24 protein-coding genes are annotated in these 23553 nt (G+C 61.5%); 9 read left to right on the top strand and 15 right to left on the bottom strand.

All coding sequences use genetic code 11. From position 1 onward, the window contains the following. The first annotated feature begins 105 nt into the window (after positions 1-105). The 5 genes from RBB32_RS01190 (at position 106) to RBB32_RS01170 (ending at position 5692) form a co-directional block, all read left to right on the top strand. Positions 106-1683, top strand: a complete 1578-nt coding sequence (locus tag RBB32_RS01190; RefSeq protein ID WP_306150843.1) for an ABC transporter substrate-binding protein — start codon at positions 106-108, stop codon at positions 1681-1683. Between the two features lie 88 nt (positions 1684-1771). Continuing rightward, a complete protein-coding gene (locus RBB32_RS01185) occupies positions 1772-2761 on the top strand; it encodes an ABC transporter permease (RefSeq protein ID WP_306150842.1) in 990 nt (329 codons plus the stop codon). Continuing rightward, the gene (locus tag RBB32_RS01180) at positions 2758-3717 is read left to right on the top strand and encodes an ABC transporter permease (RefSeq protein ID WP_306150841.1); all 960 of its coding nucleotides are present in this window, start codon (positions 2758-2760) and stop codon (positions 3715-3717) included. The genes RBB32_RS01185 and RBB32_RS01180 overlap by 4 nt, the downstream gene beginning before the upstream one ends. Then, positions 3717-4730, top strand: coding sequence for an ABC transporter ATP-binding protein (locus tag RBB32_RS01175; protein WP_306150840.1), 1014 nt, complete (start codon positions 3717-3719; stop codon positions 4728-4730). Before RBB32_RS01180 ends, RBB32_RS01175 begins: the two co-directional genes overlap by 1 nt. Then, on the top strand, positions 4727-5692 hold the full coding sequence (locus RBB32_RS01170; RefSeq protein ID WP_306150839.1) for an ABC transporter ATP-binding protein: 966 nt from the start codon (positions 4727-4729) through the stop codon (positions 5690-5692). The genes RBB32_RS01175 and RBB32_RS01170 overlap by 4 nt, the downstream gene beginning before the upstream one ends. Before the next feature lie 281 nt (positions 5693-5973). Here RBB32_RS01170 and RBB32_RS01165 read toward each other — a convergent pair whose 3' ends face one another. The 7 genes from RBB32_RS01165 to RBB32_RS01135 form a co-directional block, all read right to left on the bottom strand. Further along, complete coding sequence (locus tag RBB32_RS01165; RefSeq protein ID WP_306150838.1) at positions 5974-7530, bottom strand: trimethylamine methyltransferase family protein; 1557 nt, start codon at positions 7528-7530, stop codon at positions 5974-5976. A 111-nt stretch (positions 7531-7641) separates the two neighbouring features. Beyond that, the gene (locus RBB32_RS01160; RefSeq protein WP_306150837.1) at positions 7642-8484 is read right to left on the bottom strand and encodes an ATP-binding protein; all 843 of its coding nucleotides are present in this window, start codon (positions 8482-8484) and stop codon (positions 7642-7644) included. Further along, on the bottom strand, positions 8481-9464 hold the full coding sequence (gene tatC / locus RBB32_RS01155; protein ID WP_306150836.1) for a twin-arginine translocase subunit TatC: 984 nt from the start codon (positions 9462-9464) through the stop codon (positions 8481-8483). Before tatC ends, RBB32_RS01160 begins: the two co-directional genes overlap by 4 nt. Next, complete coding sequence (gene tatB / locus RBB32_RS01150; protein ID WP_306150835.1) at positions 9461-9943, bottom strand: Sec-independent protein translocase protein TatB; 483 nt, start codon at positions 9941-9943, stop codon at positions 9461-9463. Before tatB ends, tatC begins: the two co-directional genes overlap by 4 nt. 6 nt (positions 9944-9949) lie before the next feature. Continuing rightward, entirely contained in the window at positions 9950-10183 is a 234-nt protein-coding gene (locus RBB32_RS01145) for a twin-arginine translocase TatA/TatE family subunit (RefSeq protein ID WP_306150834.1), read from the bottom strand. A 375-nt stretch (positions 10184-10558) separates the two neighbouring features. Beyond that, on the bottom strand, positions 10559-11605 hold the full coding sequence (locus RBB32_RS01140) for an ABC transporter ATP-binding protein (RefSeq protein WP_306151144.1): 1047 nt from the start codon (positions 11603-11605) through the stop codon (positions 10559-10561). Between the two features lie 239 nt (positions 11606-11844). Further along, a complete protein-coding gene (locus RBB32_RS01135) occupies positions 11845-12624 on the bottom strand; it encodes an SDR family oxidoreductase (RefSeq protein WP_306150833.1) in 780 nt (259 codons plus the stop codon). A 152-nt stretch (positions 12625-12776) separates the two neighbouring features. On the opposite strand from RBB32_RS01135, the gene RBB32_RS01130 reads away from it, so the two are divergent. The 3 genes from RBB32_RS01130 to RBB32_RS01120 all read left to right on the top strand — a co-directional run bounded on the left by RBB32_RS01130 (position 12777) and on the right by RBB32_RS01120 (position 16321). After that, positions 12777-13790 carry a Hint domain-containing protein gene (locus RBB32_RS01130; protein WP_306150832.1) on the top strand — a complete coding sequence of 338 codons (1014 nt, stop codon included), beginning with the start codon at positions 12777-12779 and terminating at the stop codon, positions 13788-13790. A 167-nt stretch (positions 13791-13957) separates the two neighbouring features. Further along, positions 13958-15565, top strand: a complete 1608-nt coding sequence (locus tag RBB32_RS01125; protein ID WP_306150831.1) for a peptide chain release factor 3 — start codon at positions 13958-13960, stop codon at positions 15563-15565. Positions 15566-15697: 132 nt separating this feature from the next. Continuing rightward, entirely contained in the window at positions 15698-16321 is a 624-nt protein-coding gene (locus RBB32_RS01120) for a thiamine phosphate synthase (protein WP_306150830.1), read from the top strand. Between the two features lie 89 nt (positions 16322-16410). On the opposite strand, the gene RBB32_RS01115 is transcribed toward RBB32_RS01120, so the two are convergent. The 3 genes from RBB32_RS01115 to RBB32_RS01105 all read right to left on the bottom strand — a co-directional run bounded on the left by RBB32_RS01115 (position 16411) and on the right by RBB32_RS01105 (position 18302). Continuing rightward, positions 16411-17247, bottom strand: coding sequence for a lysophospholipid acyltransferase family protein (locus RBB32_RS01115; protein WP_371931002.1), 837 nt, complete (start codon positions 17245-17247; stop codon positions 16411-16413). Beyond that, on the bottom strand, positions 17244-18008 hold the full coding sequence (locus RBB32_RS01110; RefSeq protein WP_306150829.1) for a GNAT family N-acetyltransferase: 765 nt from the start codon (positions 18006-18008) through the stop codon (positions 17244-17246). Before RBB32_RS01110 ends, RBB32_RS01115 begins: the two co-directional genes overlap by 4 nt. A gap of 117 nt (positions 18009-18125) precedes the next feature. After that, positions 18126-18302, bottom strand: coding sequence for a DUF3553 domain-containing protein (locus tag RBB32_RS01105; protein WP_371931001.1), 177 nt, complete (start codon positions 18300-18302; stop codon positions 18126-18128). Between the two features lie 39 nt (positions 18303-18341). Here RBB32_RS01105 and RBB32_RS01100 point away from each other — a divergent pair, with 39 nt between their 5' ends. Beyond that, complete coding sequence (locus RBB32_RS01100; protein ID WP_306150827.1) at positions 18342-18938, top strand: histidine phosphotransferase family protein; 597 nt, start codon at positions 18342-18344, stop codon at positions 18936-18938. Here the strand turns inward: RBB32_RS01100 and RBB32_RS01095 are convergent. The 5 genes from RBB32_RS01095 to RBB32_RS01075 are packed head-to-tail and all read right to left on the bottom strand — an operon-like array spanning position 18935 to position 23526. Then, entirely contained in the window at positions 18935-20200 is a 1266-nt protein-coding gene (locus RBB32_RS01095) for a glutamate-5-semialdehyde dehydrogenase (protein WP_306150826.1), read from the bottom strand. The genes RBB32_RS01100 and RBB32_RS01095 overlap by 4 nt on opposite strands. Before the next feature lie 21 nt (positions 20201-20221). Next, entirely contained in the window at positions 20222-21328 is a 1107-nt protein-coding gene (gene proB / locus RBB32_RS01090) for a glutamate 5-kinase (protein WP_306150825.1), read from the bottom strand. Further along, positions 21316-22353 carry a GTPase ObgE gene (gene obgE, locus RBB32_RS01085; RefSeq protein ID WP_306150824.1) on the bottom strand — a complete coding sequence of 346 codons (1038 nt, stop codon included), beginning with the start codon at positions 22351-22353 and terminating at the stop codon, positions 21316-21318. The genes proB and obgE overlap by 13 nt, the downstream gene beginning before the upstream one ends. A 31-nt stretch (positions 22354-22384) precedes the next feature. Next, positions 22385-22924, bottom strand: a complete 540-nt coding sequence (locus RBB32_RS01080; protein WP_306150823.1) for a GNAT family N-acetyltransferase — start codon at positions 22922-22924, stop codon at positions 22385-22387. Beyond that, positions 22921-23526, bottom strand: a complete 606-nt coding sequence (locus RBB32_RS01075) for a LysE family translocator (RefSeq protein WP_306150822.1) — start codon at positions 23524-23526, stop codon at positions 22921-22923. Before RBB32_RS01075 ends, RBB32_RS01080 begins: the two co-directional genes overlap by 4 nt. Positions 23527-23553 lie beyond the last annotated feature (27 nt).

Here is a 23553-nt window from a genome sequence, read left to right as displayed (position 1 = left end):
ATCTTGTGCATACACTTGCCAGTTGAAGCAAAAGATTTAAGCTACCATGCCAGAGCCGCCGGCAACAGGTGGCCAGGATCCAACCAATCACAGGGAGATACTTCGATGAAAGTTGTAGGTGCACTTACGGCCCTTCTGCTGGCCAGCACGACGTTATCGGCTTCGGCGGAAACGCTGAGATGGGCGCGCGCGGGCGATTCGCTCACGCTTGACCCCCACGCACAGAACGAGGGGCCGACCCATACACTGGCCCACCAGATGTACGAGCCGCTGATCATCCGCGACCATACCGGCGCGATGCAGGGTGCACTGGCCACCGATTGGGGCCCCAAGGCGGATGACCCCAATGTCTGGGTCTTCAACCTGCGCGAGGGTGTGAAATACCACGATGGCGCCGATTTCACCGCCGAGGATGTGGTGTTTTCGATCAACCGTGCGAAATCCGAAAAGTCGAACATGAAGGAACTTCTGAGTTCGATCAAAGAGGTTCGCGCGGTAGATGATCACACCGTGGAATTCGTTACCAACGGTCCAAACCCCATCCTGCCCTCGAACCTGACCAACCTGTTCATGATGGACAAGGGCTGGGCCGAGGACAATGGCGTGGTCGAAGTGCAGGATGTCGAAGGCGGCGAGAAAACCTTTGCCTCGACCAATACAAACGGCACCGGCGCGTATGTTCTGGTCAGCCGCGAACCCGACGTGAAAACCGTTCTGACCGCCAATGAAAACTATTGGGGCAAGGATGATTTCCCGCTCGACATCTCCGAGATCGTCTATACCCCGATTCAAAATGCCGCGACACGGGTTGCCGCGCTGCTGTCCGGTGAAGTGGACTTTATCCAGGACGTCCCGGTGCAAGACCTTGGCCGCGTGGCCGAGACCGAAGGCCTTGTCGTCAAGACCGCGCCGCAGAACCGGGCGATCTTCTTCGGGCTGAACATGGGTGCGGACGATCTTGCCAGTGACGATGTCGAGGGCACCAACCCGCTGGCCGATGTGCGCGTCCGTAAGGCCATGTCGATGGCCATCAATCGCGATGCAATCAAGCAAGTGGTGATGCGCGGCCAAAGCCAACCGGCGGGCATGATCGCGCCGCCCTTCGTCAACGGCTGGACCGCCGAGATGGACAGCGCCTCGAAAACCGATGTGGATGCCGCCAAGGCGCTGATGGCCGAAGCGGGCTATGAAGACGGTTTCTCGATCCAGCTGGATTGCCCGAATGACCGCTACGTCAACGACGAGGCGATCTGTCAGGCCGCCGTCGGCATGCTGGCGCAGATCGGGGTCAAGGTGAACCTCGATGCCAAGCCCAAGGCACAGCACTTCCCGCTGATCACCAACGATCAGACGGATTTCTACATGCTGGGCTGGGGTGTTCCGACTTACGATTCGGAATACATCTTCAACTTCCTCGTCCATACCCGCGGCGAAGAACGCGGAAGCTGGAACGGCACCGGGTTCTCGAACCCGGAAGTGGATGAAATGATCGTCAGCCTTGCCTCGGAAACCGATCTGGACAAGCGGAACGACACCATCCAATCCATCTGGAACGTCGTTCAGGACGAACAGCTTTATATCCCGATCCACCACCAGGTGCTGAACTGGGGCATGACCAACAAGGTCGGCACCGAGGTCAGCCCCGAGGATGACCCGAAAATGAAGTTCTTCACCATGAACTAAGGCCCGGGGGGCCGCCCGATGCGGCGGCCCTGCCCCGCCGCGCCCTTTTCGCAAGGGCGCGGTTTTCTGACGTGATCGGGGGACCGTCATGCTTGCCTATATCATTCGTCGCGTGGTCCAGTCTTTGCTTGTGCTGCTGGTCGTCGGGCTTGTCGCCTTTTCGATGTTCAGCTTCGTGGGCGACCCGGTGGACAACATGCTGGGCCAGGAACGCACACAGGCCGATATCGAACGGCTGCGCGCGGACCTGGGCCTCGATAAGCCCTTCCCGGTGCAATACTGGCGCTTTCTGGAGCAGGCCGTGCAGGGAAACTTCGGCCTGAGTTACCGCCAGGGCCGCCCGGTGTCGGAAATCCTGATGGAGCGACTACCCGCGACCCTGGAACTGGCCTTTGTCTCGGGTGTGCTGGCCCTTCTGGGCGGGATCGGCCTTGGCATTTTCACCGCCATCCGAAAACGCGGGTTCTCGGCCAATACCATCATGACGGTGTCATTGATCGGGGTTTCGCTGCCCACCTTCCTGATCGGCGTTTTGCTGATTTACCTCTTTTCCGTCGAACTGGGCTGGCTGCCCAGCTTCGGGCGCGGTGACGTGACCCGCATCGGCGATTGGTGGACCACCGGCTTCCTGACCGAAAGCGGCCTCAAGGCGCTGATCCTGCCGGCCATCACGCTTGGCCTTTACCAGATGACCCTGATCATGCGGCTGGTTCGCACCGAGATGCTTGAGGTTCTACGCACCGATTACATCCGGTTCGCCCGCGCCCGGGGCCTGCGCGACCGCTCGGTTCATTTCAAACACGCCCTGAAGAACACCCTTGTACCGGTGATCACCATCACCGGTTTGCAGTTGGGTAGCATCATCGCCTTCGCCATCATCACCGAAACCGTGTTCCAATGGCCCGGCGTCGGCCTTCTGTTCATCAACGCGATCCAGTTCGTCGATATCCCGGTCATGGCCGCTTACCTGATGATGATTTCGGTCATGTTCGTGGGCATCAACCTGATTGTCGATCTGCTGTATTTCGCCATTGATCCACGCCTCCGGGTGGATCGCAGCGCGGGGAAAACCACATGACCGATACCGCCCCTCCCATCCCGCCGACGCCCGAACGCGCGCCCAGCCGTCTGGCCCGCGCATGGCAAAGCGATTTCCTCTATTCCTTCCGCCGCGCGCCGGTGGCGGTCCTCTCGTTCTGCGTGGTGCTGACGCTTGTGCTTTGCGCGGTCCTTGCCCCGCTTGTCGCGCCGCATGATCCGTTTGATCCGGCCACCCTGAACCTGATGAACGGCTTTACCCCACCGGGCGAAGCCAATGCCTTTACCGGCGACAGTTTCCTGCTTGGCACCGATGACCAAGGGCGTGACGTGTTTTCCACCATCCTTTACGGGATGCGGATTTCGCTGTTCGTCGGCTTCTCGGCGGTGCTTCTGGCCATGGTGCTGGGCGTGATCCTAGGGCTTCTGGCGGGGTATTCCGGCGGCTGGACGGAAACCATCATCATGCGGGTGGCCGATGTGCAATTGACCTTCCCGGCGATCCTCGTGGCGATGCTGATCTTTGGCATCGCAAAGGGGATCACGCCCCCCGAATACCGCGACCAGATGGCAATCTGGGTGCTGATCCTTGCCATCGGCCTGTCGGATTGGGTGCAGTTTGCCCGCGTGGTGCGCGGGGCCACCTTGGTTGAAAAGAACAAGGAATACGTGCAGGCCGCGCGCCTTGTGGGGCGCAAGCCTCTGTCGATCATGCTGCGCCATATCCTGCCCAACGTGCTGAACCCGGTGCTGGTGATCGCGACGATTTCACTGGCCCTGGCGATTATCGCCGAGGCGACGCTGTCGTTCCTTGGCGTTGGCGCACCGCCCACCAAACCCTCGCTCGGCACGCTCATCCGCATCGGGCAGGAATTCATGTTCTCGGGCGAATGGTGGATTCTGGTCTTCCCCGCCGCAACGCTTCTGGCACTGGCCCTGTCGATCAACCTTCTGGGCGATTGGCTGCGCGATGCGCTGAACCCGAGGCTGCGATAATGAAAGGCCCCGAGATGGACAAAGACCCGGTACTCTCCGTCCGCGATCTGGTGGTGGAAATTCCCACCCGCCACGGCATCCTGCGCCCGGTGGACCGGGTCAGTTACGACATCCACGCCGGGGAAATCCTTGGCGTGGTGGGCGAATCCGGGGCCGGCAAGTCGATGACCGGCAACGCGGTGATCGGCCTTCTGGACCCGCCCGCGCGGATCACCCAAGGGGAAATCCTGCTGTCGGGCCAGCCCATTCACAACATCAAGCGCGAGGCCCTGCGGCGCTTGCGTGGCAAGAAAATGGGGATGATCTTTCAGGATCCCCTGACCTCGCTCAACCCATTGCTGACCATCGGTGACCAACTGACCGAAACCATCCTTGAGCATCTGGATGTCAACCAATCCGAGGCGCAGGAACGCGCCATTGCCGCGCTTGAGGAAGTGGGCATCCCGGCCGCCCGCGACCGCATCGGCAGCTTCCCACACGAGTTTTCCGGCGGCATGCGCCAACGGGTGGTGATTGCCCTGGCACTTTGCGCCGAGCCGGACCTGATCATCGCCGACGAGCCGACCACCGCGCTGGACGTCAGCGTTCAGGCGCAGATCGTCGCCCTCCTCAAACGGCTCTGCCGCGAACGCGGCGTGGCGGTCATGCTGGTCACCCATGACATGGGCGTGATTGCCGAGGCCGCCGACCGCGTGGCAGTGATGTATGCCGGGCGTCTGGCCGAACTCGGACCCGTGCGCGAGGTGATCACCCAGGCCCGCCACCCCTATACCGCCGGTCTCATGGCCTCGACCCCGATGGCCAGCCAAGGCGCGAAACGCCTGCGGCAAATCCCCGGCGCCATGCCTCGGCTGGGGTCGCTGCCGCATGGCTGTGCCTTCCATCCACGTTGTGACCGGGCCACTGATGAATGCCGCGCCGACCCGCCGCCACGGATTGATTACTGCGACGGGCGCGCGGCCTGTTGGCACCCCCTGCCCCAACCCGAGACCACCAAGGGAGAGCCCGCATGAGCGCGCTGATTTCCATCAAGAACCTCACCCGGGTGTTCGATGTCTCGAAACCATGGCTCAACCGGGTGATCGAACGGCGCGACAAGGCCTACCTTACCGCCGTTTCGGAGGTAAGCTTCGATGTCGAGGACAAGACCGTTTACGCCCTCGTCGGCGAAAGCGGCTCGGGCAAATCCACCATCGGCAAGATCGTGGTGGGCCTGCTGCCCGCCAGCGACGGCAATGTCGAAATCGACGGTGTCGACCTGGCCACCGAAACCGATCCGGCCAAAGTGGCCGAGGTCCGCGCCGAAGTGCAGATGATCTTTCAAGACCCCTACGCCTCGCTCAACCCGCGCTGGCGGGTGCGCGAGATCATCAACGAACCCATGGCGGCGCGCGGCGGCAAGACCGAAGGGCTGGCCGAAAAGCTGCTGGAACAGGTGGGGCTGTCGGCCAAGGACGCGGGCAAGTTCCCGCATGAGTTTTCAGGCGGGCAACGGCAGCGGATCTGCATCGCCCGCGCACTGGCCTCCAACCCGCGCATCATCGTCTGTGATGAGCCGACCTCGGCACTGGATGTCTCGGTGCAAAGCCAGGTTCTCAACCTGATGTCGGATTTGCAGGAAGAGATGGGCCTGACCTATCTCTTCATCAGTCACGACCTCACGGTGGTGCACCATATGGCCGATGTCATCGGGGTGCTTTACCTTGGCCGCCTTGTCGAAGAAGCACCGCGCGACCGGCTTTTTTCAGACCCCAAGCACCCCTATACCCAAATGCTTTTTGACGCCGCCCCGCGCATGGATGGCTTCGGGCGCGAGGTGGACCCGCCCAAGGGCGAAATCCCCGACCCGATCAACCCGCCCCCGGGCTGCGCCTTTCACCCGCGTTGCCCGCTGGCGGTGGATCGCTGCAAGAAAGAACGCCCCAAGATGCGCCAAATCGGCGACACCCGCGTGGCCTGCCACTTGGCCGAATGATTCCGACCGCTGGCACCCGGCGTTGCCGTCGGATGCCTCCGGCGGGGGTATTTTCGCCAAGAAAAACCCATAGCACTTCAAGGGTTTTTTCTTGGTCCCAATACCCCGGGGAGTTTGAGGGGCAGCGCCCCTCACTCCAACCATAAAGCGTGGTGCAGCCACGCCGCTTAAAGCGTTTCGCGAAAAGCCTGGATCACAGATTTTTGCGAAACGCAGTGCTCCGCTCAATCGTTGCACGCGTTCCGCCTTTCGCCGATGTCTCAGGTTAAAGGCGGAACGCTTTAGTAATCCTGGTTCAAAGCATCCGCCGCCGGGATTTCGCGTTCACGCCTTGCGATATAATCCAATAGCGCCTCGTTCCTGGCTTCGTCCAGTTTCGGCTCTTGATACTCCGACAAAAGCTTGCGGGCGTGGTTGAGCGCGCGTTCCGTGATCTCAACACTGCCTTCGGCGATCCATTGTTCGATTGAGTTGTTGTCGAAAAGATCCGGCATGAAGAACGCGCTTTGAAAATTCTCCTGCGTATGCGGATGGCCAAGGTAATGCCCGCCCGGCCCCACGTCGGGCACGGCGGCCATAGCCTGATCGAAATCCCCCCAGTCGAGGCCGCGCGCCATCTTGTGGGCCATGGCGCATTGTTCGGCATCGACCACGAATTTCGCGGTCGAACAATGCATCCCCGCCTCGTTCCATCCCGCCGAATGCCAGATATAGTTCGCCCCGGCATGGATCACCGCCGACAGCGTGGTGGCCGATTCATAGCCTGCCTGCGCGTCAAAGGTCTTGGCCCCGCCAAGGGTGTTCGAGGTGCGCCACGGCACGCCGTAATGCCGCGCCATCTGCCCGATCATGAAGTTCATCAGGCTGATCTCGGGTGTACCGGCCATGGGCGCGCCGGATTTCATGCTGACGGTCGACAGGTAATGGCCGTAGATCGCCGGGGCGCCCTTGCGGATAACCTGTGTATAGGCCAGCGCCGAAAGCGCCTCGGCATTGAGCTGCGCCACTGTGGCGGGCACGCTGGCCGGTGTATTGGCCCCTCCCAAAACGAAAGGTGAGCACAGCACCGGCTGTTTGCGCTTACAAAATGCGCGCATCGCGCCCAGCATGGTTTCATCCCAGACAAGCGGCGAATTGCCGTTGCAGTTGCCGGTGGTCACCGGGTGATCTTCAAGGAAATCCTCGCCAAAGAGGATGGCGCACATCTCCATCACGTCCTCGGCGTTCTTCGGGCTTGTGGTCATGCCCATGAAGGTCTTGTCCGAGTGTTTCATCGACGAATAGGTGATACGCAGGTGCCGCTGACTGATCGGGTGGTCATAGGGTTCCACGATGTGGTGGGCCGAACTGTGCAGCCCGGGCAGCATATGGCTCAGCTTGTGGAACATCGCCAGGTCATCCAGCGTCGGATTGCGGCGCACGTCGTCCAGATCGCGCAGGAAAGGCGCGCCTGTCATCGGCACGAAGATCGAATGCGGCCCGCCAAGGGCCACGTTCTTCATCGGATCGCGGGCGTGGTAGGTAAAGCTTTCGGGGATGGTTGCGATCAACTCGCGCACAAGGCCGCGATCCAGATACACGAACTCCCCCTCGACCTTGGCGCCAACACGCTTCCAGTCTTCCAACGCGATCGGATCGCGGAACTGCACGCCGACATTTTCCAGGATATCCATCGAGGCCGCGTCGATCCGCTCAACCTGTGCCCCGTCCATCACCTCGCAAAGCGGAAGACCGCGGGTCAGACCGGGCAGCATATCGTGCTTGGGGGCGGTGCGCAGGGCGCGGCGGGCAGACCGGCCACCGGACCGGCTACGGGGTTTGCGCTCTTGCAGGGTCATCTGGCGTCTCCTTCTGATTTGACTTCAGTCTCGTCAGAAGCGGCCGCCGCCACCTGCAGGATTGCGATATATCCCTGTAAAAAAACGACCCGGCCGATTTTGCGCCCGTGGTCAAACCCTGACGCCGTGCCGCCCCGCCAGATCGGTAAAGAACTGCCAGGCCACCCGGCCCGACCGGCCACCGCGCGTCGCCTGCCATTCGATTGCCTCGGCGCGCAGGGTTTCGGGCGCGATCGCAACGTCATAGGCGGCACAATAGCCCTCGATCATCGAAAGATATTCATCCTGATCGCAGGGGTGGAAGCCCAGCCAAAGCCCGAAGCGATCCGACAGCGACACCTTTTCCTCGACCGCTTCGGAGGGGTTGATCGCGCTGGAGCGTTCGTTCTCGATCATGTCACGCGGCATCAGGTGGCGCCGGTTCGAGGTGGCATAGAACACCACGTTCTCGGGCCGCCCTTCGATCCCGCCATCCAGCACCGCTTTGAGGCTTTTGTAATGCTGATCGTCATGGGAAAACGACAGGTCGTCGCAAAACAGGATGAACCGTTCGTCCGGCGCGGTGCGCAGCAGGGTCAGCAACCGGCCCACGCTCACCAGGTCCTCGCGCTGCAACTCCACGACCTTGAGCGGCAACCCCTCGTCCAGAACGGCGGCATGAACCGCCTTCACAAGGCTGGACTTGCCCATCCCCCGCGCCCCCCAAAGAAGCGCATTGTTGGCCGGCAGGCCCTTGGCGAATTGCCGGGTATTCTCAAGCAGCGTATCGCGTGACCGGTCGATGCCCACCAGAAGCGACATCTCGACCCGGTTGACCTGCGCCACCGGCTGCAGGCGATCGGGGTCCACATGCCAGACAAAGGCATCGGCGGCCCCGAACTCGGGCGCCGCCATGGGCGCCGGATGCATCCGCTCTAGCGCGGCGGCGATCCGTTCAAGTGCATCGGCGCTCATTTGTCCTCGCCACGGTTGACCATGCCCGGGTCCTCGTCGTCATCCTCGTCGAATTCATCCATCAACGGGTCGTCTTTCAAAAGCGGGTCTTCGGCGGGTTCGGATGCGGCTTCGGCCTCATCCATATCGGCCTCGTCCTCGTCTTCGTCGAACCACAGGCCCTCTTCGCGCAGTTGTTCCTCGCGCTTTTTCTCGACCCGGCGCACAAGGAAGATGGAAATCTCGTAAAGGCCGTAAACCACCACAAACAGGATCACCTGCGTGATGACATCCGGCGGGGTCACAAGCGCGGCCAGCACCAGGATACCGACAACCGCGTATTTGCGCACATTGCCCAACCCCTGGGAACTGACCAGGCCCGCCTTGCCCATCAGGGTCAAAAGCACCGGCAGCTGGAAACACAGGCCAAAGGCCACGATGAACTTGATCGTCAGGTTCAGGTATTCCTGCGCCGACCCCTGGAAAACCACGCTCAGCGGCGCGGCGTTCTGCGGGTCGCCATCGGGCAGTGCCTCCCCGCCCGAGCCGAACTGCTGGAACCCCAAGAAGAAATCATAGGCCAGCGGCGTGACCACGTAAAAGGCAAAGGCCGCGCCAAGGAAAAACATGAAAGGCGAGGCGATCAGGAAGGGCAGGAACGCGCCCTTCTCGGATTTATACAGGCCCGGCGCCACGAACCGCCACATCTGGTTGGCGATATAGGGAAAGGCCAGGATGAAGCCGCCCAGAAGCGAAACCTTGATCGCCACGAAGAAGCCTTCTTGCGGACTGATGAAGATCAGGTCGCAATCCTGCCCACGGCTGGACAGGACATCGCACAGGGGCGCCGTCAGGAAATTGAAGATAGGCGTGGCGACGCTGAAGCAAATGATCATCCCGATCAGGAAGCCGACGACAGATTTGATCAACCGCGTGCGCAGTTCGGTCAAATGCTCGATCAGCGGCGCGGAACTGTCTTCGATCTCGTCGGTGGGGCTCATTTAGTTTTGTCCTCGGAGGCCTCGGCCCCATCCTTGCCAGCCTCGCCTGCGGCCTCCTCCGCCTTGGCGGCTTCGGCCTCCTTGGCGGCGCGCTCTTCGGCCTCGCGATCAAGCCGTGCCTGCGCCACCTCGGCGGATTTCTGGCGAATCTTCTCGGCATCCGCCGCGCGCTCTTCGTTCAACGCGCTTTTCTTCGGGCCGGCCATGGTGTCCTGGGTAAAGGTCGATGTGGCCTTCTTGGCCTCGTCCATGGCGCTGCCCACCGGGTTGGTCGCCTTGCGCAGCGAATCCGAGACATCCCGCACGCCCGCGTCATCGGCGGCATCGTTCATCGCCTGGCTGAAATCGCGCGCCATGCGCTTGGCCTTGCCCACGAAGTTGCCCACCGTCCGGAACATCCCCGGAAGGTCCTTCGGCCCCACGACGATCAACGCCACGATGCCAATCAGCAGCAGCTCGGTCCAGCCAAGATCAAGCATCGAGGCTTACGCCTTGTCTTTTTCGGCGTCGGGCGTGACGTCTTTCGCACTCTCGGTCGAATCTTCGGCCTCTTCACCCGCGTCTTCGATTTCCTTGTTGCCCTCGGCAACGCCCTTCTTGAACGAAGTGATCCCCTTGCCCACTTCGCCCATCAGCGAAGAAATCTTGCCGCGGCCGAAAAGCACCAGCACCACGACGGCGATCAGAAGAAGGCCCGGAAGGCCGATATTATTGAACATGGTCTCTCTCTCCCAGTGTCGGGGGTCGTTTGTGCGCGCCCCCGGGATTTTCGTCAACCGTATCTAAGCCCTCTGCGCGCCGGTTGGAAGGCGCAATGCGCCCTGATCCGCCGGATTCGGACAAAAAATTCCCCTTCAAACCCGGTTGGGCGCGGTCAAGCCCGCGCACGGGCCAAGCGCCCTGCGGGCGCGTGCCGCCCGTGGCACGGCGGTGCGCCCTCCGGTCCAGCGGCCTGCACCATGGCAAACCGGGGCCTCCGGCGAGAGTATTTGGAGAAAGATGAAAACAGCCAGGAAAGCCTTCATCTTTCTTAAAATACTCCGGGGGAGTCGCCCGCAGGGCGGCGGGGGCAGCGCCCCCTTTCCCACGACGGTTCAGTCCTTGACCGGAAAGGTAAAGCAACGGTCACGCCGGATCATGAGCCACAGCGCCGTGTCCAGCTTGGGCAAGAAGACATTTGGCACCGTCGCCTTGAGATGGGAGCCGTCGTGGTCCATGCGGAATTCCACAAGGCTTTCCGAGCCCATGAAACGCGCCCGAGTCACCACGCCCCGTGCCGCCGTGCCGTATTCGATGGTCGGATCGGGCCCCCGCCCCTGCCGGTCGAAATCGATCTTCATGTGTTGCGGGCGGATGACGATATCCACCTCGTTGCCCTCATGCACACCGGGCGCAAGGAATTGGCCAAAGGCGGTTTGCACCAGGCTGCCCTGCACCTTTCCGCGGATCACGTTGATATCGCTGAAAAAGGCCACGGCATCACGATCCACCGGCGCGTTATAGATGTTGTAAGGCGCGCCTTGCTGCACGATCTTGCCGTGGCGCATCAGGGCGATCTGGTCGGCCATGCGCATGGCCTCTTCCGGCTCATGCGTGACCAAAAGCACGGCCGTGTCCTGTTCGCGCAGGATATCGAGGGTTTCGTCGCGAATCCCGTCACGCAGCCGGTTATCAAGGCCCGAGAAAGGCTCATCCATCAGCATGATACGCGGACGCGGGGCAAGCGCACGGGCCAGCGCCACGCGCTGTTGTTCGCCGCCCGACAGTTCGTGAGGGTATTTTTCAGCATAGCTGCCAAGCCCCACGCGCTTGAGCAATTCCTCCACCCGGCGGCCCATCCCGGCCTTGTCGCCGGACAGGCCGAAGGCCACGTTCGCCCCCACGCTGAGATGCGGAAACAGCGCGAAGTCCTGGAACATCAACCCGATATGGCGACGCTCGGGCGGCACGCGAAACACCGTGTCGCAGATCAGCTTGCCATCGACCCAGATTTCGCCCTGGTCCTGCATTTCGACCCCCGCGATCATCCGCAGGGTCGTCGATTTGCCACAGCCCGAAGGGCCAAGCAGGCAGGTCACCTGCCCCGGCATCACCTCAAGCGACACGTCGTCCACTACCACTTGTCCGCCGTAGCGGCGCATCAGGTGCTTGGTTTCCAGTCGCGGGGCGGAGGTGGGCTGCACGCGGGTTGCCTCTTGGTCATTCCGATTGATTTTATCGGGTTTTCTCAAGCGCAGATAGCAACCCCGCACGCCGCGTGCAAGGTCGCCTGCCCGGCCCGGCAAAGCCGGCCGTCACTTCACACCGCCCCGCGCAGCGCAAGGGCCGGGCCAAGCCCCTGCGTCGGGGGCTTGGCGCACCTCGGGATTACACTGCGCGATTACAGCGTCGCGTTCACCCCGCCGCCATCCAGCAGGATGTTCTGGCCCACGATAAAGCCCGCGTGCTGCGAACACAGGAAGGCACAGGCGGCGCCGAACTCTTCCTTGGTGCCATAGCGCCCTGCCGGGATCGTGGCGAAACGCTGCGCCCGGGCTTCATCGATCGAAATCCCCTCGCGCTCGGCCACGCCCTTATCCAGCGAATCGGCCCGGTCGGTGGCATGGATACCCGGCAAAAGGTTGTTGATGGTCACGCCCTTGCCCGCCACCTGCCGCGAGGTGCCCGCGACATAGCCCGTCAGCCCGGCGCGCGCCGAGTTGGACAGGCCCAGCACCGGAATGGGCGATTTCACGCTTTGCGAGGTAATATTGACCACCCGGCCCCAGCCACGCTCCATCATCCCCGGCACGATGGCCTTCATCAGGGCAATGGGCGTCAGCATATTGGCATCCAGCGCGGCGATGAAATCCTCGCGGTCCCAATCCGTCCACATGCCCGGGGGCGGGCCGCCGGCGTTGTTGACCAGGATATCGACAGCGCCCGCCGCCTCCAGCAGCTTGGCCTGCCCCTCGGGCGTGGTCACATCACAGGCCACGGCTGTCACCTCGACGCCGAAATCGGCGCGAATACCCTCGGCCGCAGCCTCCAGCGCCTCGGCCCCGCGCGCGTTCATCACAAGATCAACCCCCGCCTCGGCCAAGGCCCGGGCACAGCCAAGGCCCAACCCCTTGCTCGATGCACAAACCAGCGCGCGTTTTCCCTTAAGTCCCAGATCCATGGTTGCTCTCCTGTTCATTTTCCCCGTGACGATTAGCAGCAACCCGGGGCAGAATGCCAGCGAAACACCGTGACGTTGACCCGATCCTGCCACAATCCTAAGCTAAAGCACTTGTCACCGGTTCAATACACCCAACGGACAGCCCCACACCCATGGTACAAACCACGCCCCGGCCCGCCCAAACCATCCCTGTCTACGCAGCGGTGGATTTCACCGTGGTCAATGGCGCGAATCTGGGCGATCCGATCTCGTTTGCCGCCGAACTGGATCAGGGCGATACCTACGAATTGCATCAAACCGCCCTGCAAGAGCGGCTGGCCGTCCTGATGGACGAAAGCGGCCGGTTCACCATCGCCGAAAGCAGTGAGATCGGCCGCCCCGGCGCGGCGCTGCACCTGGATTGCTGCCTGACCATGATGGCGGGCACCGGCCAGACGACCGAGGTTCTGGTGCTGGTCGAAGTGGACGATGCGGGCTGCGTGGCCGAGGTCTATATCCTGCCGCTGGCCGAACTTGTGCCGCGCATCGGCTATGCCCTTGTCGGCATCGACCGTAACAATGCCCGCCGCAAATTTGCCGAGGTGGGCTGTGTCTCCTTCACCCGGGGCACCCATATCACCATGGCCTCGGGCGAACAGCGCATGATCGAAGACCTGGCCCTTGGCGACATGGTGCTGACCCGCGATGACGGCCCGCAGGAGGTGCGCTGGATCGGCGCCTCCACCGTGCGCGCGGTGGGCGAGTTCGCGCCCATCCGCATCAAGGCCGACACCCTGCACAATCTCAACGACCTGCGGGTCAGCCCCGATCACCGGCTTTTCATCTACCAACGCTCCGACGAGCTGGGCGCCGGACGGCACGAGGTTCTGGTACGTGCGCGGCACCTTGTGAACGGCGATACCGTTGTGCAGGAGGGGGGCGGATTCGTCGAGTATTTCCAACTGCTCTTCGATACGCACCAGATCATCTATGCCGAAGGCATCGCCGCCGAAACCCTGCTGGTCGACACCCGCACAAGGCCCGCCCTGCCCGAGGACCTGTCGGAGAAACTCGCCCAAGCCCTGCCCGGCCACGACAACCGCGTGCGCAGGGATTTCGAGGTGACCGAGGCTTTGCTGAACCACACCGACGCGGCGAAACTGCTCAAGCGCGCCTCGACGCGGTAAGGCCGCGCGGCCCGCGCCGTCCAATCCGGTTTCAGGAAAATCCGGTCTCGGTTGAAGAAGGGCCGCGCCCGACCCCGGGAAGGCAAACCCGGCAGATACGGTGCGTAAACAGGCCAAATCATCCCCTCGTATTGCACCGCCCTGCCCGCCGCTCTATATGCGCATCCATGTTGGATACCGCCCATAACCGCCCCGATCTGCCGCCCGAAATCGCGCGGCGGCGTACCTTTGCCATCATCAGCCACCCTGATGCCGGCAAGACCACCCTGACCGAAAAATTCCTGCTTTACGGCGGCGCCATCCAGATGGCGGGCCAGGTGCGCGCCAAGGGCGAGGCGCGGCGCACCCGTTCGGATTACATGCAGATGGAAAAAGACCGGGGTATTTCGGTCTCTGCCTCGGCGATGTCCTTTGATTTCAATAACTTCCGCTTTAACCTGGTCGATACGCCGGGTCACTCGGATTTCTCGGAGGATACCTATCGCACCCTCACCGCCGTCGATGCCGCCGTCATGGTGATCGACGGGGCGAAAGGCGTCGAATCCCAGACACGGAAACTGTTCGAGGTCTGCCGCCTGCGCGATCTGCCGATCCTGACCTTCTGTAACAAGATGGACCGCGAAAGCCGCGACACCTTCGAGATCATCGACGAAATTCAGGAAAACCTTGCGATCGACGTCACACCGGCCAGCTGGCCCATCGGCGTGGGCCGCGATTTTCTGGGCTGTTACGACATGCTCAATGATCGGCTGGAACTGATGGATCGCGCCGACCGCAACAAGGTGGCCGAATCCATCAAGATCGAAGGGCTGGACGACCCCAAGCTGGCCGAGAACATCCCCGCGCATTTGCTGGAACAATTGCGCGAAGAGGTTGAGATGGCGCGCGAACTGCTGCCAACCCTCAACCCGCAATCGGTGCTCGAAGGGCATATGACGCCGATCTGGTTCGGCTCGGCCATCAACTCTTTCGGCGTCAAGGAACTGATGGATGGCATCGGCGCCTATGGCCCCGAGCCGCAACCGCAAAGCGCCTCGCCCCGGCAAATCTCGCCCGAGGAAAAGAAGGTCTCGGGCTTTGTCTTCAAGGTGCAGGCCAACATGGACCCAAAGCACCGCGACCGCGTGGCCTTTGTCCGCATGGCCTCGGGGCACTTCAAGCGCGGCATGAAACTGACCCATGTGCGCACCAAGAAGCCCATGGCGGTTTCCAACCCCGTGCTTTTCCTTGCCTCCGATCGCGAACTGGCCGATGAGGCCTGGGCCGGGGATATCATCGGCATCCCCAACCACGGGCAATTGCGCATCGGCGACACATTGACCGAGGGCGAGGCCCTGCGCGTCAGCGGCATCCCCTCTTTCGCGCCGGAGCTTCTGCAATCGGCCCGTGCGGGCGACCCGATGAAGGCCAAGCATCTTGAAAAGGCCCTCATGCAATTCGCCGAGGAAGGCGCGGCCAAGGTTTTCAAACCCGCTTTCGGTTCGGGCTTTATCGTGGGCGTCGTGGGCGCGCTGCAATTCGAAGTGCTGGGCAGCCGGATCGAGATGGAATACGGCCTGCCGGTGCGGTTCGAAGCCTCGCAATTCACCTCGGCCCGCTGGGTCACGGGCGAAAAGGCAGCCGTCGAAAAATTCACCGAGGCGAACAAACAGCACATCAGCCACGATCACGATGGCGATGTTGTCTACCTTACCCGCCTGCAATGGGATATCGACCGGGTGGAACGGGATTACCCCGACATCACCCTTTCGGCGACCAAGGAAATGATGGTTTAGCACCTCCGTCTGGTTTGTTTCTCGCCTCGGTATAGACCGGGGCGGGTTAAAATCCGGTTACCCAAGCCAAAGATGGACGCAGGCCGCAATCCCGGCTATAGGGCGGGAACCATCCTCAGGAGGCCTCAAGACATGGCACAAGACGAGCAGCCGCAGATTTACCTGATCACCCCGCCCGAGGTTGAATTATCACGCTTTCCCAACGTGTTATCGCAGGTTCTTGATGCGCATGACGTGGCCTGTGTCCGCCTTGCCTTGGCCACCCGTGACGAGGATGCCATTTGCCGCGCCGCCGATGCCTGCCGCGAGGTGACCCATGCCCGCGATATCGCGCTGGTGATCGAAAGCCATATCCTGCTGGTGGATCGTCTGGGGCTTGATGGGGTGCATCTGATCGATGGCGCGCGCTCGGTCCGCAAGGCGCGCAAGGAACTGGGTAATGACGCCATCGTCGGCGCTTACTGCGGCGCCTCGCAGCATGACGGCATGAATGCCGGTGAGGCCGGGGCCGATTACATCAGCTTTGGCCCGGTGGGCGCATCGACCCTGAACGATGGCGAGCAGGCCCCGGCAGATCTGTTTGACTGGTGGAGCCAAATGATCGAACTGCCCGTGGTGGCCGAAGGCGCGCTTGATGAACACCTCGTGCGCAGCCTCGCCCCGGTCACCGATTTCTTCGGGCTGGGTGATGAGATTTGGCAGGCCGACGACCCCGCCGCAAGATTGGGTGACCTGATCACGGCGATGCAGGGGTAAGGCGCGTTTCGTACGACTCGTACGACCTGGTTTCGCGCCACCGTGATTTTCGTACGAAAATGCCGGGGTAAGCGTACGACTCGTACGACTTATCCAGAAATTTGCCGGTCCCTTGGCATACCGCCCCGGACCACCCCTTCCACATGCGCGGCCAAGACCTTGCGATTGGGGAAGTCATCCACCTTAACCGGTTGATGATAAATAATTTTCACAGAACCATGCCGCTTGGCCGCCAGCATTTTCGCAAGGTGCGGGCCAAATTCCATCGCCCCCCACCAGCCGTAAAACCGCGCATCCTCACCTGCGGGTGCCGTATAGACCACCGTGACCGGTTGGATATGCAATTCATGCCGCAATTCCCGGGTGAAGAACGCCTGAAAAAGCGTTGATTTAAATGGTAAAACCCGCATCCCATCTGTCGAGGTGCCTTCCGGAAAAAACAACAGTTTGTGACCTGCTAAAAGACGCTCTTCAAACACCTCCTGCTGATGTTTCGCCTGTCTCGGATCCCGCGCAATGAACACCGTCCCGGTAATTTTCGCCAAAAGCCCGATTCCGGGCCAACCGGCCACTTCGGATTTCGAAACGAAATAGATCCGCTTGCGCGCATTGAGCGCGAAAATATCCAACCATGACACATGGTTAGACACCACCGCGCCGGGCCGCGTCATGCGCACACCTTGCGTTTCATGCTGCATACCCAAGATTGCAAAGGCACTGCGGCAAACCCATTGGGTAATCCATGGCGTCCAAGGGCGGCTAACACCATAAACGGGTTTTTCTACAAGTCTAATCAATCCCATAAGGACAACACTTAATCCAATCACGATGCTCAGAGCCGCGCCTCGAAGCATCAAGCGCCCCCAACCTGCCGGCGTGATCGGGGCCACGAGGGGTTCATCGTCCGGGCTCCACGTTGAGTTCACCCGGCAACCCCTTTGGAATAAATGTTTTTTTGCTTTTTCGACATACGCTTGCTGTCCATCACAAGGCAAACATCCGTCGTATTGAACGCGTGATCCACAAATGCGCCCTCTCCCACGTAACCGCCCAACCTCAGATAGGCCTTGATCAAGGCCGGAACCTGTTTCATGGCGGAAGGCCGATTTAATTTATCGTTTGATATCAGGTTCATATCCTGAAAACTTGAACCTTTGGCACAGACACGAAGCGCCTCGGGCGCAAGGTGGTTATGATGCAGCATGGACAATGGTTCAGCCAAATCGGCCGCATCCGTTCCATGGAAACTGGCCACGCCGAACAGAATTTCTATATTGTGATCAGCAACATAGCGCGCCAAACCCTGCCAAAGGTGAAACATCGCCGCCCCACCGCGGTATTTCGCATCCAGGCAAGAGCGCCCCAATTCCATCAACCTCCGCCCCGAGGACCTGAGCACCGAAAGGTCATACTCATCTTCGGAATAAAACTGCCCAGCATGTTTGGCCTGATCATCGCGCAACAGGCGGTAAACCCCTACAACTGCGCCATTTTTTGTGTCATCCAACAAAAGAAGGTGGTCGAAAAACGGATCAAACCGATCCTGCTCAAGCCCCGCGTCGTGATCCACCAAAGGGCCATCACCGCCCAATTCCTCAACGAACACGCGATAACGAAGACGCTGCGCCGCCCGCATCTCGTCTTCGGTCTCGGCAAGTTTCACCCGAAAATCTGGCACAGCATTCATGCCCGCCCCTCAACCCATTGTCTTAACGGCGTTTTATGCAGAGCGACCTGCCTTGGCAACGCTCCGCCCGCGATATCTTTCAAACACCCCAAGGTTGTGTTAACGCTCTAGTAACTCTCATCGGTCATCAAAGACCGGTATCAGTTCCACGCGGGCCCCGTCGATCACGACCTTGCCGTGATCGGGAAAATTCACCGTCACCTTTCCCGCGATGTTCGATTGGACCTGCCCGGTTCCCCAATCGGATTGCGTCGGGTGGCGCACCAGCATCCCGGGTTCGAGTATCGAGTTCATGTTCGTCACAACGCATTCGCCTTGTCTGAAAGGACCGTCATGGGCCAGCATATAGATAACCTTGCCGCGCTGATAGGGTCGCGCATTTGTCACGACTTAAGTAGTCCGATCGGCGCCGTGACCAATGGGCTTGAACTGATGTCGATGGCCGGTGGGACAGGCCCCGAACTTGACCTGGTCAATGAAAGCGCGGCCAATGCCAATGCCCGTATCCGCCTGTTTCGACTGGCCTTCGGGCAGGCCACGGAAGACCAGATAACAAGCGGTCAAGAGATCGCTGCGATCCTGCGCGATGTCTATGAGCAAAGCCGATTGACGGTGGATTGGCCCAGCCCACCGGACCTGCCCCGCCACGATGCCCAGGCTCTTATTCTGGGGCTTTTGTGCTGCGAAGAGGCCTTGCCCCAAGGCGGCACGATACGGGTTTCCACCGGCGCAGAGGGCTGGCTGCTTGAGGCCACGGGCGCGCGGGTTTCACCAGATGCAAACCTATGGGAAAACCTGCAACGCTCTTACCCCGATTGCGATCTTGCCCCGGCGCATGTGCAGTTCGCGCTTCTGCCGCACTTTCTGGCACAGCGCGGCAAGACCTGCCGCTGTCATATGGGCGACGCCAAGGTCAGCCTGGCGCTTTAACCCCGCACCGCCCCGTCACCTTCGACCAGATACTTGAAACTGGTTAATTGCGCCGCGCCCACCGGGCCGCGGGCGTGCATTTTACCCGTGGCGATGCCAATCTCAGCCCCCATGCCAAACTCGCCACCATCGGCAAACTGGGTCGAGACATTGCGCATCAGGATCGCACTATCCAACCGGGCAAAGAACTGGCCGGCGGCGGCATCATTTTCGGTGATGATGCAATCGGTATGCTGCGAATGATGGGTTCGGATATGGCCGATCGCATCGTCGATATTTTCGACCACCTTGGCCGCGATGATCTTGTCCAGGTATTCACATCCCCAATCGTTATCGCTGGCCGCTTGGGTGCCTTCGATCGCCTGAAGCGCCGCGTCGGCACGCACTTCAACGCCCGCGTCCATCAGCGCACGGATCAGGCCCTGACCGATGGTGTCGACCACATCCTTGTGGATCAAAAGACATTCCACCGCGCCGCAAATGCCCGTGCGCCGCGTTTTCGCGTTCATCACAACGTCCAGGGCCTTCTGAGGGTCGGCGTCCTTATCAAGATAGATGTGCACGATACCTTCGAGATGGGCAAAGACGGGCACCCGCGCCTCACGCTGAACCAGCCCCACAAGGCCCTTGCCGCCACGCGGCACGATGACATCGATAAAATCGGTCATTGTCAGCATCTCGGAAACCGCCGCGCGGTCGCGGGTGGGCACCAGTTGCACGGACTCTTCGGGCAAACCCGCGGATTTAAGCCCTTCGACCAAACAGGCATGGATCGCCCCTGAGGAATGGAAGCTTTCCGAACCACCGCGCAGGATCACCGCATTACCTGACTTGAGGCACAGCGCGCCGGCATCGGCGGTAACATTCGGACGGCTTTCATAGATCACCCCGATCACCCCCAAAGGCGTGCGGACGCGGCGGATGTGCAAGCCGCTGTCCATATCCCATTCGGCCAAAACCTCGCCCACCGGGTCGTCTTGCGCCGCCACGGCGCGCAGCCCGTCGCAGATTCCCAGAATGCGGTCCTCGTTGAGCAACAGCCGGTCCATCATGGCATCCGACAGGCCCTTGTCGCGGCCGAACTCCAGATCCTTGGTATTGGCCTCGATAATCTCGGCGCGGCGGGCCCAAACCGCATCGGCAGCCGCCTCAAGCGCGGCTTTCTTTGCGTCAGCACTGGCCACCGCCAATTCAGCAGAAGCCGCGCGGGCGCGCCTTCCAATTTCGGCCATCAGGGCGGGGATGTTTTCAAGGTCTTTCATCGTTCAATCCTGTCAAATCATTTACAACGCCATATCATCGCGGTGGATCAACGGCCCTCGGCCCGGATAGCCCAGAACCGCCTCAACCTCTTCGCTGCGGCGGCCACGAATTTTCGCCGCGTCGTTCGCATCATAGCGCGTCAGGCCCTGCGCCAGAACCCGGCCTGCCTGATCGGCGATTTCCAGCGGATCACCGCGCTCGAACCCGCCCTCGACGGCACTCACCCCGGCGGGCAGAAGGCTACTGCCGCGCATCAGGGCCTTGGCCGCCCCGGCATCCACAATCACGCGGCCACGCGGCTTCATCGCCGCGATCCATGCCTTGCGCTTTTGCTGCGGGTCGCCTTGGGCGCGGAACCACGTGACGGGCGCGCCACCGTCAAGCGCGCGCACCGGGTTCAGAACCGATCCTTCGGTGATCGCCATGTCACATCCCGCTGCCGTGGCGGTTTTCGCTGCCATCAGCTTGGTTTTCATACCGCCCTTGGAAAGGCCCGACCCGGCATCGCCTGCCATGGCCTCGATCTCGGGGGTGATTGCCTCGATCACGTCAAAGCGGCGGGCATCGGGGTCTTGCGCCGGGTTGGCGGTGTAAAAGCCATCCACATCCGACAGCAGGATCAATTGATCGGCCCCCGCCGTCACCGCGACCTGCGCCGCCATCCGGTCATTATCGCCATAGCGGATTTCATCGGTGGCGACGGTATCGTTTTCGTTCACGATAGGCACCGCGCCCAGTTGCAAAAGCTGCTCAAGCGTGGCGCGGGAATTAAGGTATCGCCGCCGGTCGGCGCTGTCTTCCAGTGTCACCAAGACTTGGGCGGCGCGCAGCCCGTGACCCGCCAATGCCTCGGCATAGGCGCGGGCCAGTTCGATTTGCCCCACAGCCGCTGCCGCCTGCGATTGTTCCAGCGTGAGGTCCGCCATGGGCAGACCAAGCGCACTGCGGCCAAGCGCGATGGAGCCAGAGGATACCAAGATCACATCCACCCCCTGCCCACGTAGCCAGGCCACATCATCGGCCAAGGCGCGCAGCCACTTGGCGCGCAGATCACCGCTGTCCCGGTCGACCAACAAGGCCGAGCCGATCTTGATGACGATCCGGCGGGCGGTGCTTAGGGATGCCACGGCTCAGGCTCTTCGTCTTGGGCCTTTTGGCGCAGGCGGTTGTCGTCGATCTCGGACCGCAGGGCGCGCAACACTTCGGTCACGCCCAGTTTCGCAGCACCCGACATCTCATAAACCGCACAGCCACAAGCCTCTTCAAGCTCGGCCTTGGCCTCGGCACGGCGGTCATCGTCAAGCGCATCCACCTTGTTCAACACCGTCACGCGCGGTTTATCAGCCAACTCCCCACCGTAGGCGTCCAGCTCGTGAATGATCGTGCGGTAATCTTCGGCCACAGTTTCAGACGTGCCATCGACCAGATGCAACAGCACCGCGCAGCGCTCCACATGGCCCAAGAACAGGTCGCCAAGGCCCCTGCCCTCGCTTGCGCCATCAATCAGGCCCGGGATGTCGGCGACGACGAATTCCACTTCATCGACCCCCACAACCCCAAGGTTGGGGTGCAGCGTGGTAAAGGGGTAATCGGCGATCTTGGGCCGCGCGTTCGACGTGGCGGCAAGAAAGGTCGATTTGCCCGCATTGGGCAGGCCCAAAAGCCCCACATCGGCAATCAGTTTCAGGCGCAGCCACAGCGTCCGGTCCACCCCCGGCTGGCCCGGATTGGCGCGGCGCGGCGCTTGGTTGGTGGAGGATTTGAAATGCAGGTTGCCCCAGCCGCCATTGCCGCCACGGGCCAGTTCCACACGTTGGCCCACTTCGGTCAGGTCGGCGATCACCGTTTCCTGATCCTCGTCCAGGATCTCGGTGCCCACGGGAACGCGCAGCACGATGTCGTCGCCATCCTTACCTGTGCGCTGCTTGCCCATGCCCGGCTGGCCGTTCTTGGCAAAAAAGTGCTGCTGATAGCGAAAGTCGATCAGGGTGTTCAGCCCCTCAACCGCCTCGGCATAAACCGAGCCGCCGCCGCCGCCGTCGCCGCCATCGGGGCCGCCGTATTCAATGTATTTTTCACGCCGAAAACTGGCGCAGCCCGATCCCCCCGCACCCGAGCGGATATAGACCTTTGCTAGATCGAGAAATTTCATGTCGTCTCCTTACGCAAAGGCCGTGCCGGCCTCAATCCACTTTGCGGCTATAGGTCCAGGTGGGCACCTTGGCCCCCCGCGCAACCGAGAAGGTTTCGGCATCGCCAAGATAGGCGAAACCACCGTTGGTCAAAACCCGTGCCGAAGCCGGGTTATCCTGAAAAACGGTGGCGAAAAAGGTCCGGCAGGCGTGCGGGTTGGCGCTGAGCAATGCCTCAAGCGCGGATGAGGCCACGCCGGTATTCCAGAATGCGGGTGCCACCCAATACCCGACTTCGGATTGGCCCTGCTCAATACGCTTGAGGCTGATCACGCCCATGACCTCGGGCCCGCCTTGCTTGGTGCCATCCATGGCCCAGACATCTTCAACCCGGTCAGCGGCCTGGGCACGGGCGACAAAGGCTTCGGTCGTGCCGGGCGGCAAAGGGTGCGGGATCGACGAGGTCATAGCGGCAACCCGCTCGTCGCCGGCGTAAAGCTCGATCAAGCCTTCATCCGAGGCCCGCAAAGGCCGCAAGTCAAAACGATCACCCTCGATCATCGGTTGATTGATCGGTATTTCCATCGTCATGCCTGTCCTCCTCCAAACAGCACGAATAGAACCGAGGCGACGGTTAACCCCGCCAAGGTCCACATCAGGTATTTCTCCGCAGGCGTCCCCGCAACGGTTCGGGCGATCCGGTCGCCCGCGAATGTCCAAACGGGGTGTAACAGCAGTTGCAGCGCCAAAAGCCCCGCCGCGATCACCACGGTGGCCTGAAACGCGGGCGTGCCGGGGGCCACGAAATTGGTGAAGCCCGCCACGATCATCGCCCATGCCTTGGGGTTCAGCGGATGCACGACAAGCCCCGCCACAAACCCCGGAACCTGTTCCACCTCGCGGCCTTGCTCCAGCCGCAGGTTGGCCACCTTCCACGCCAGCCAGAAAATATAAGCCACCGAGGCATACTTGAGCACGGTAAAGACCCAAGGGGCCTGTGCCGCCAGTTCCATCAGGCCAAAACCCACGGGCCAGATGATCAGTTGCTTGCCAAGCGCCACACCGCCGACAAACGGCAAAGCCGCACGAAAGCCAAAGCGCGCGCCGGTGGCCAACAGCGCCATGTTGGCCGGCCCCGGCGTACCCACCTGGCTGGCGGCGAAGGCCAGAAAACTGATCGTGGCAACGCCCATGCGGTTGCCTCCTGCAAAAGAAAAAGG

The organism is Roseovarius sp. MMSF_3281 (assembly GCF_030733685.1).
Classification (GTDB): domain Bacteria; phylum Pseudomonadota; class Alphaproteobacteria; order Rhodobacterales; family Rhodobacteraceae; genus Roseovarius.
Note: the sequence above shows the minus strand (reverse complement) of the source record. Positions and strands in the feature narration are given on the sequence as shown.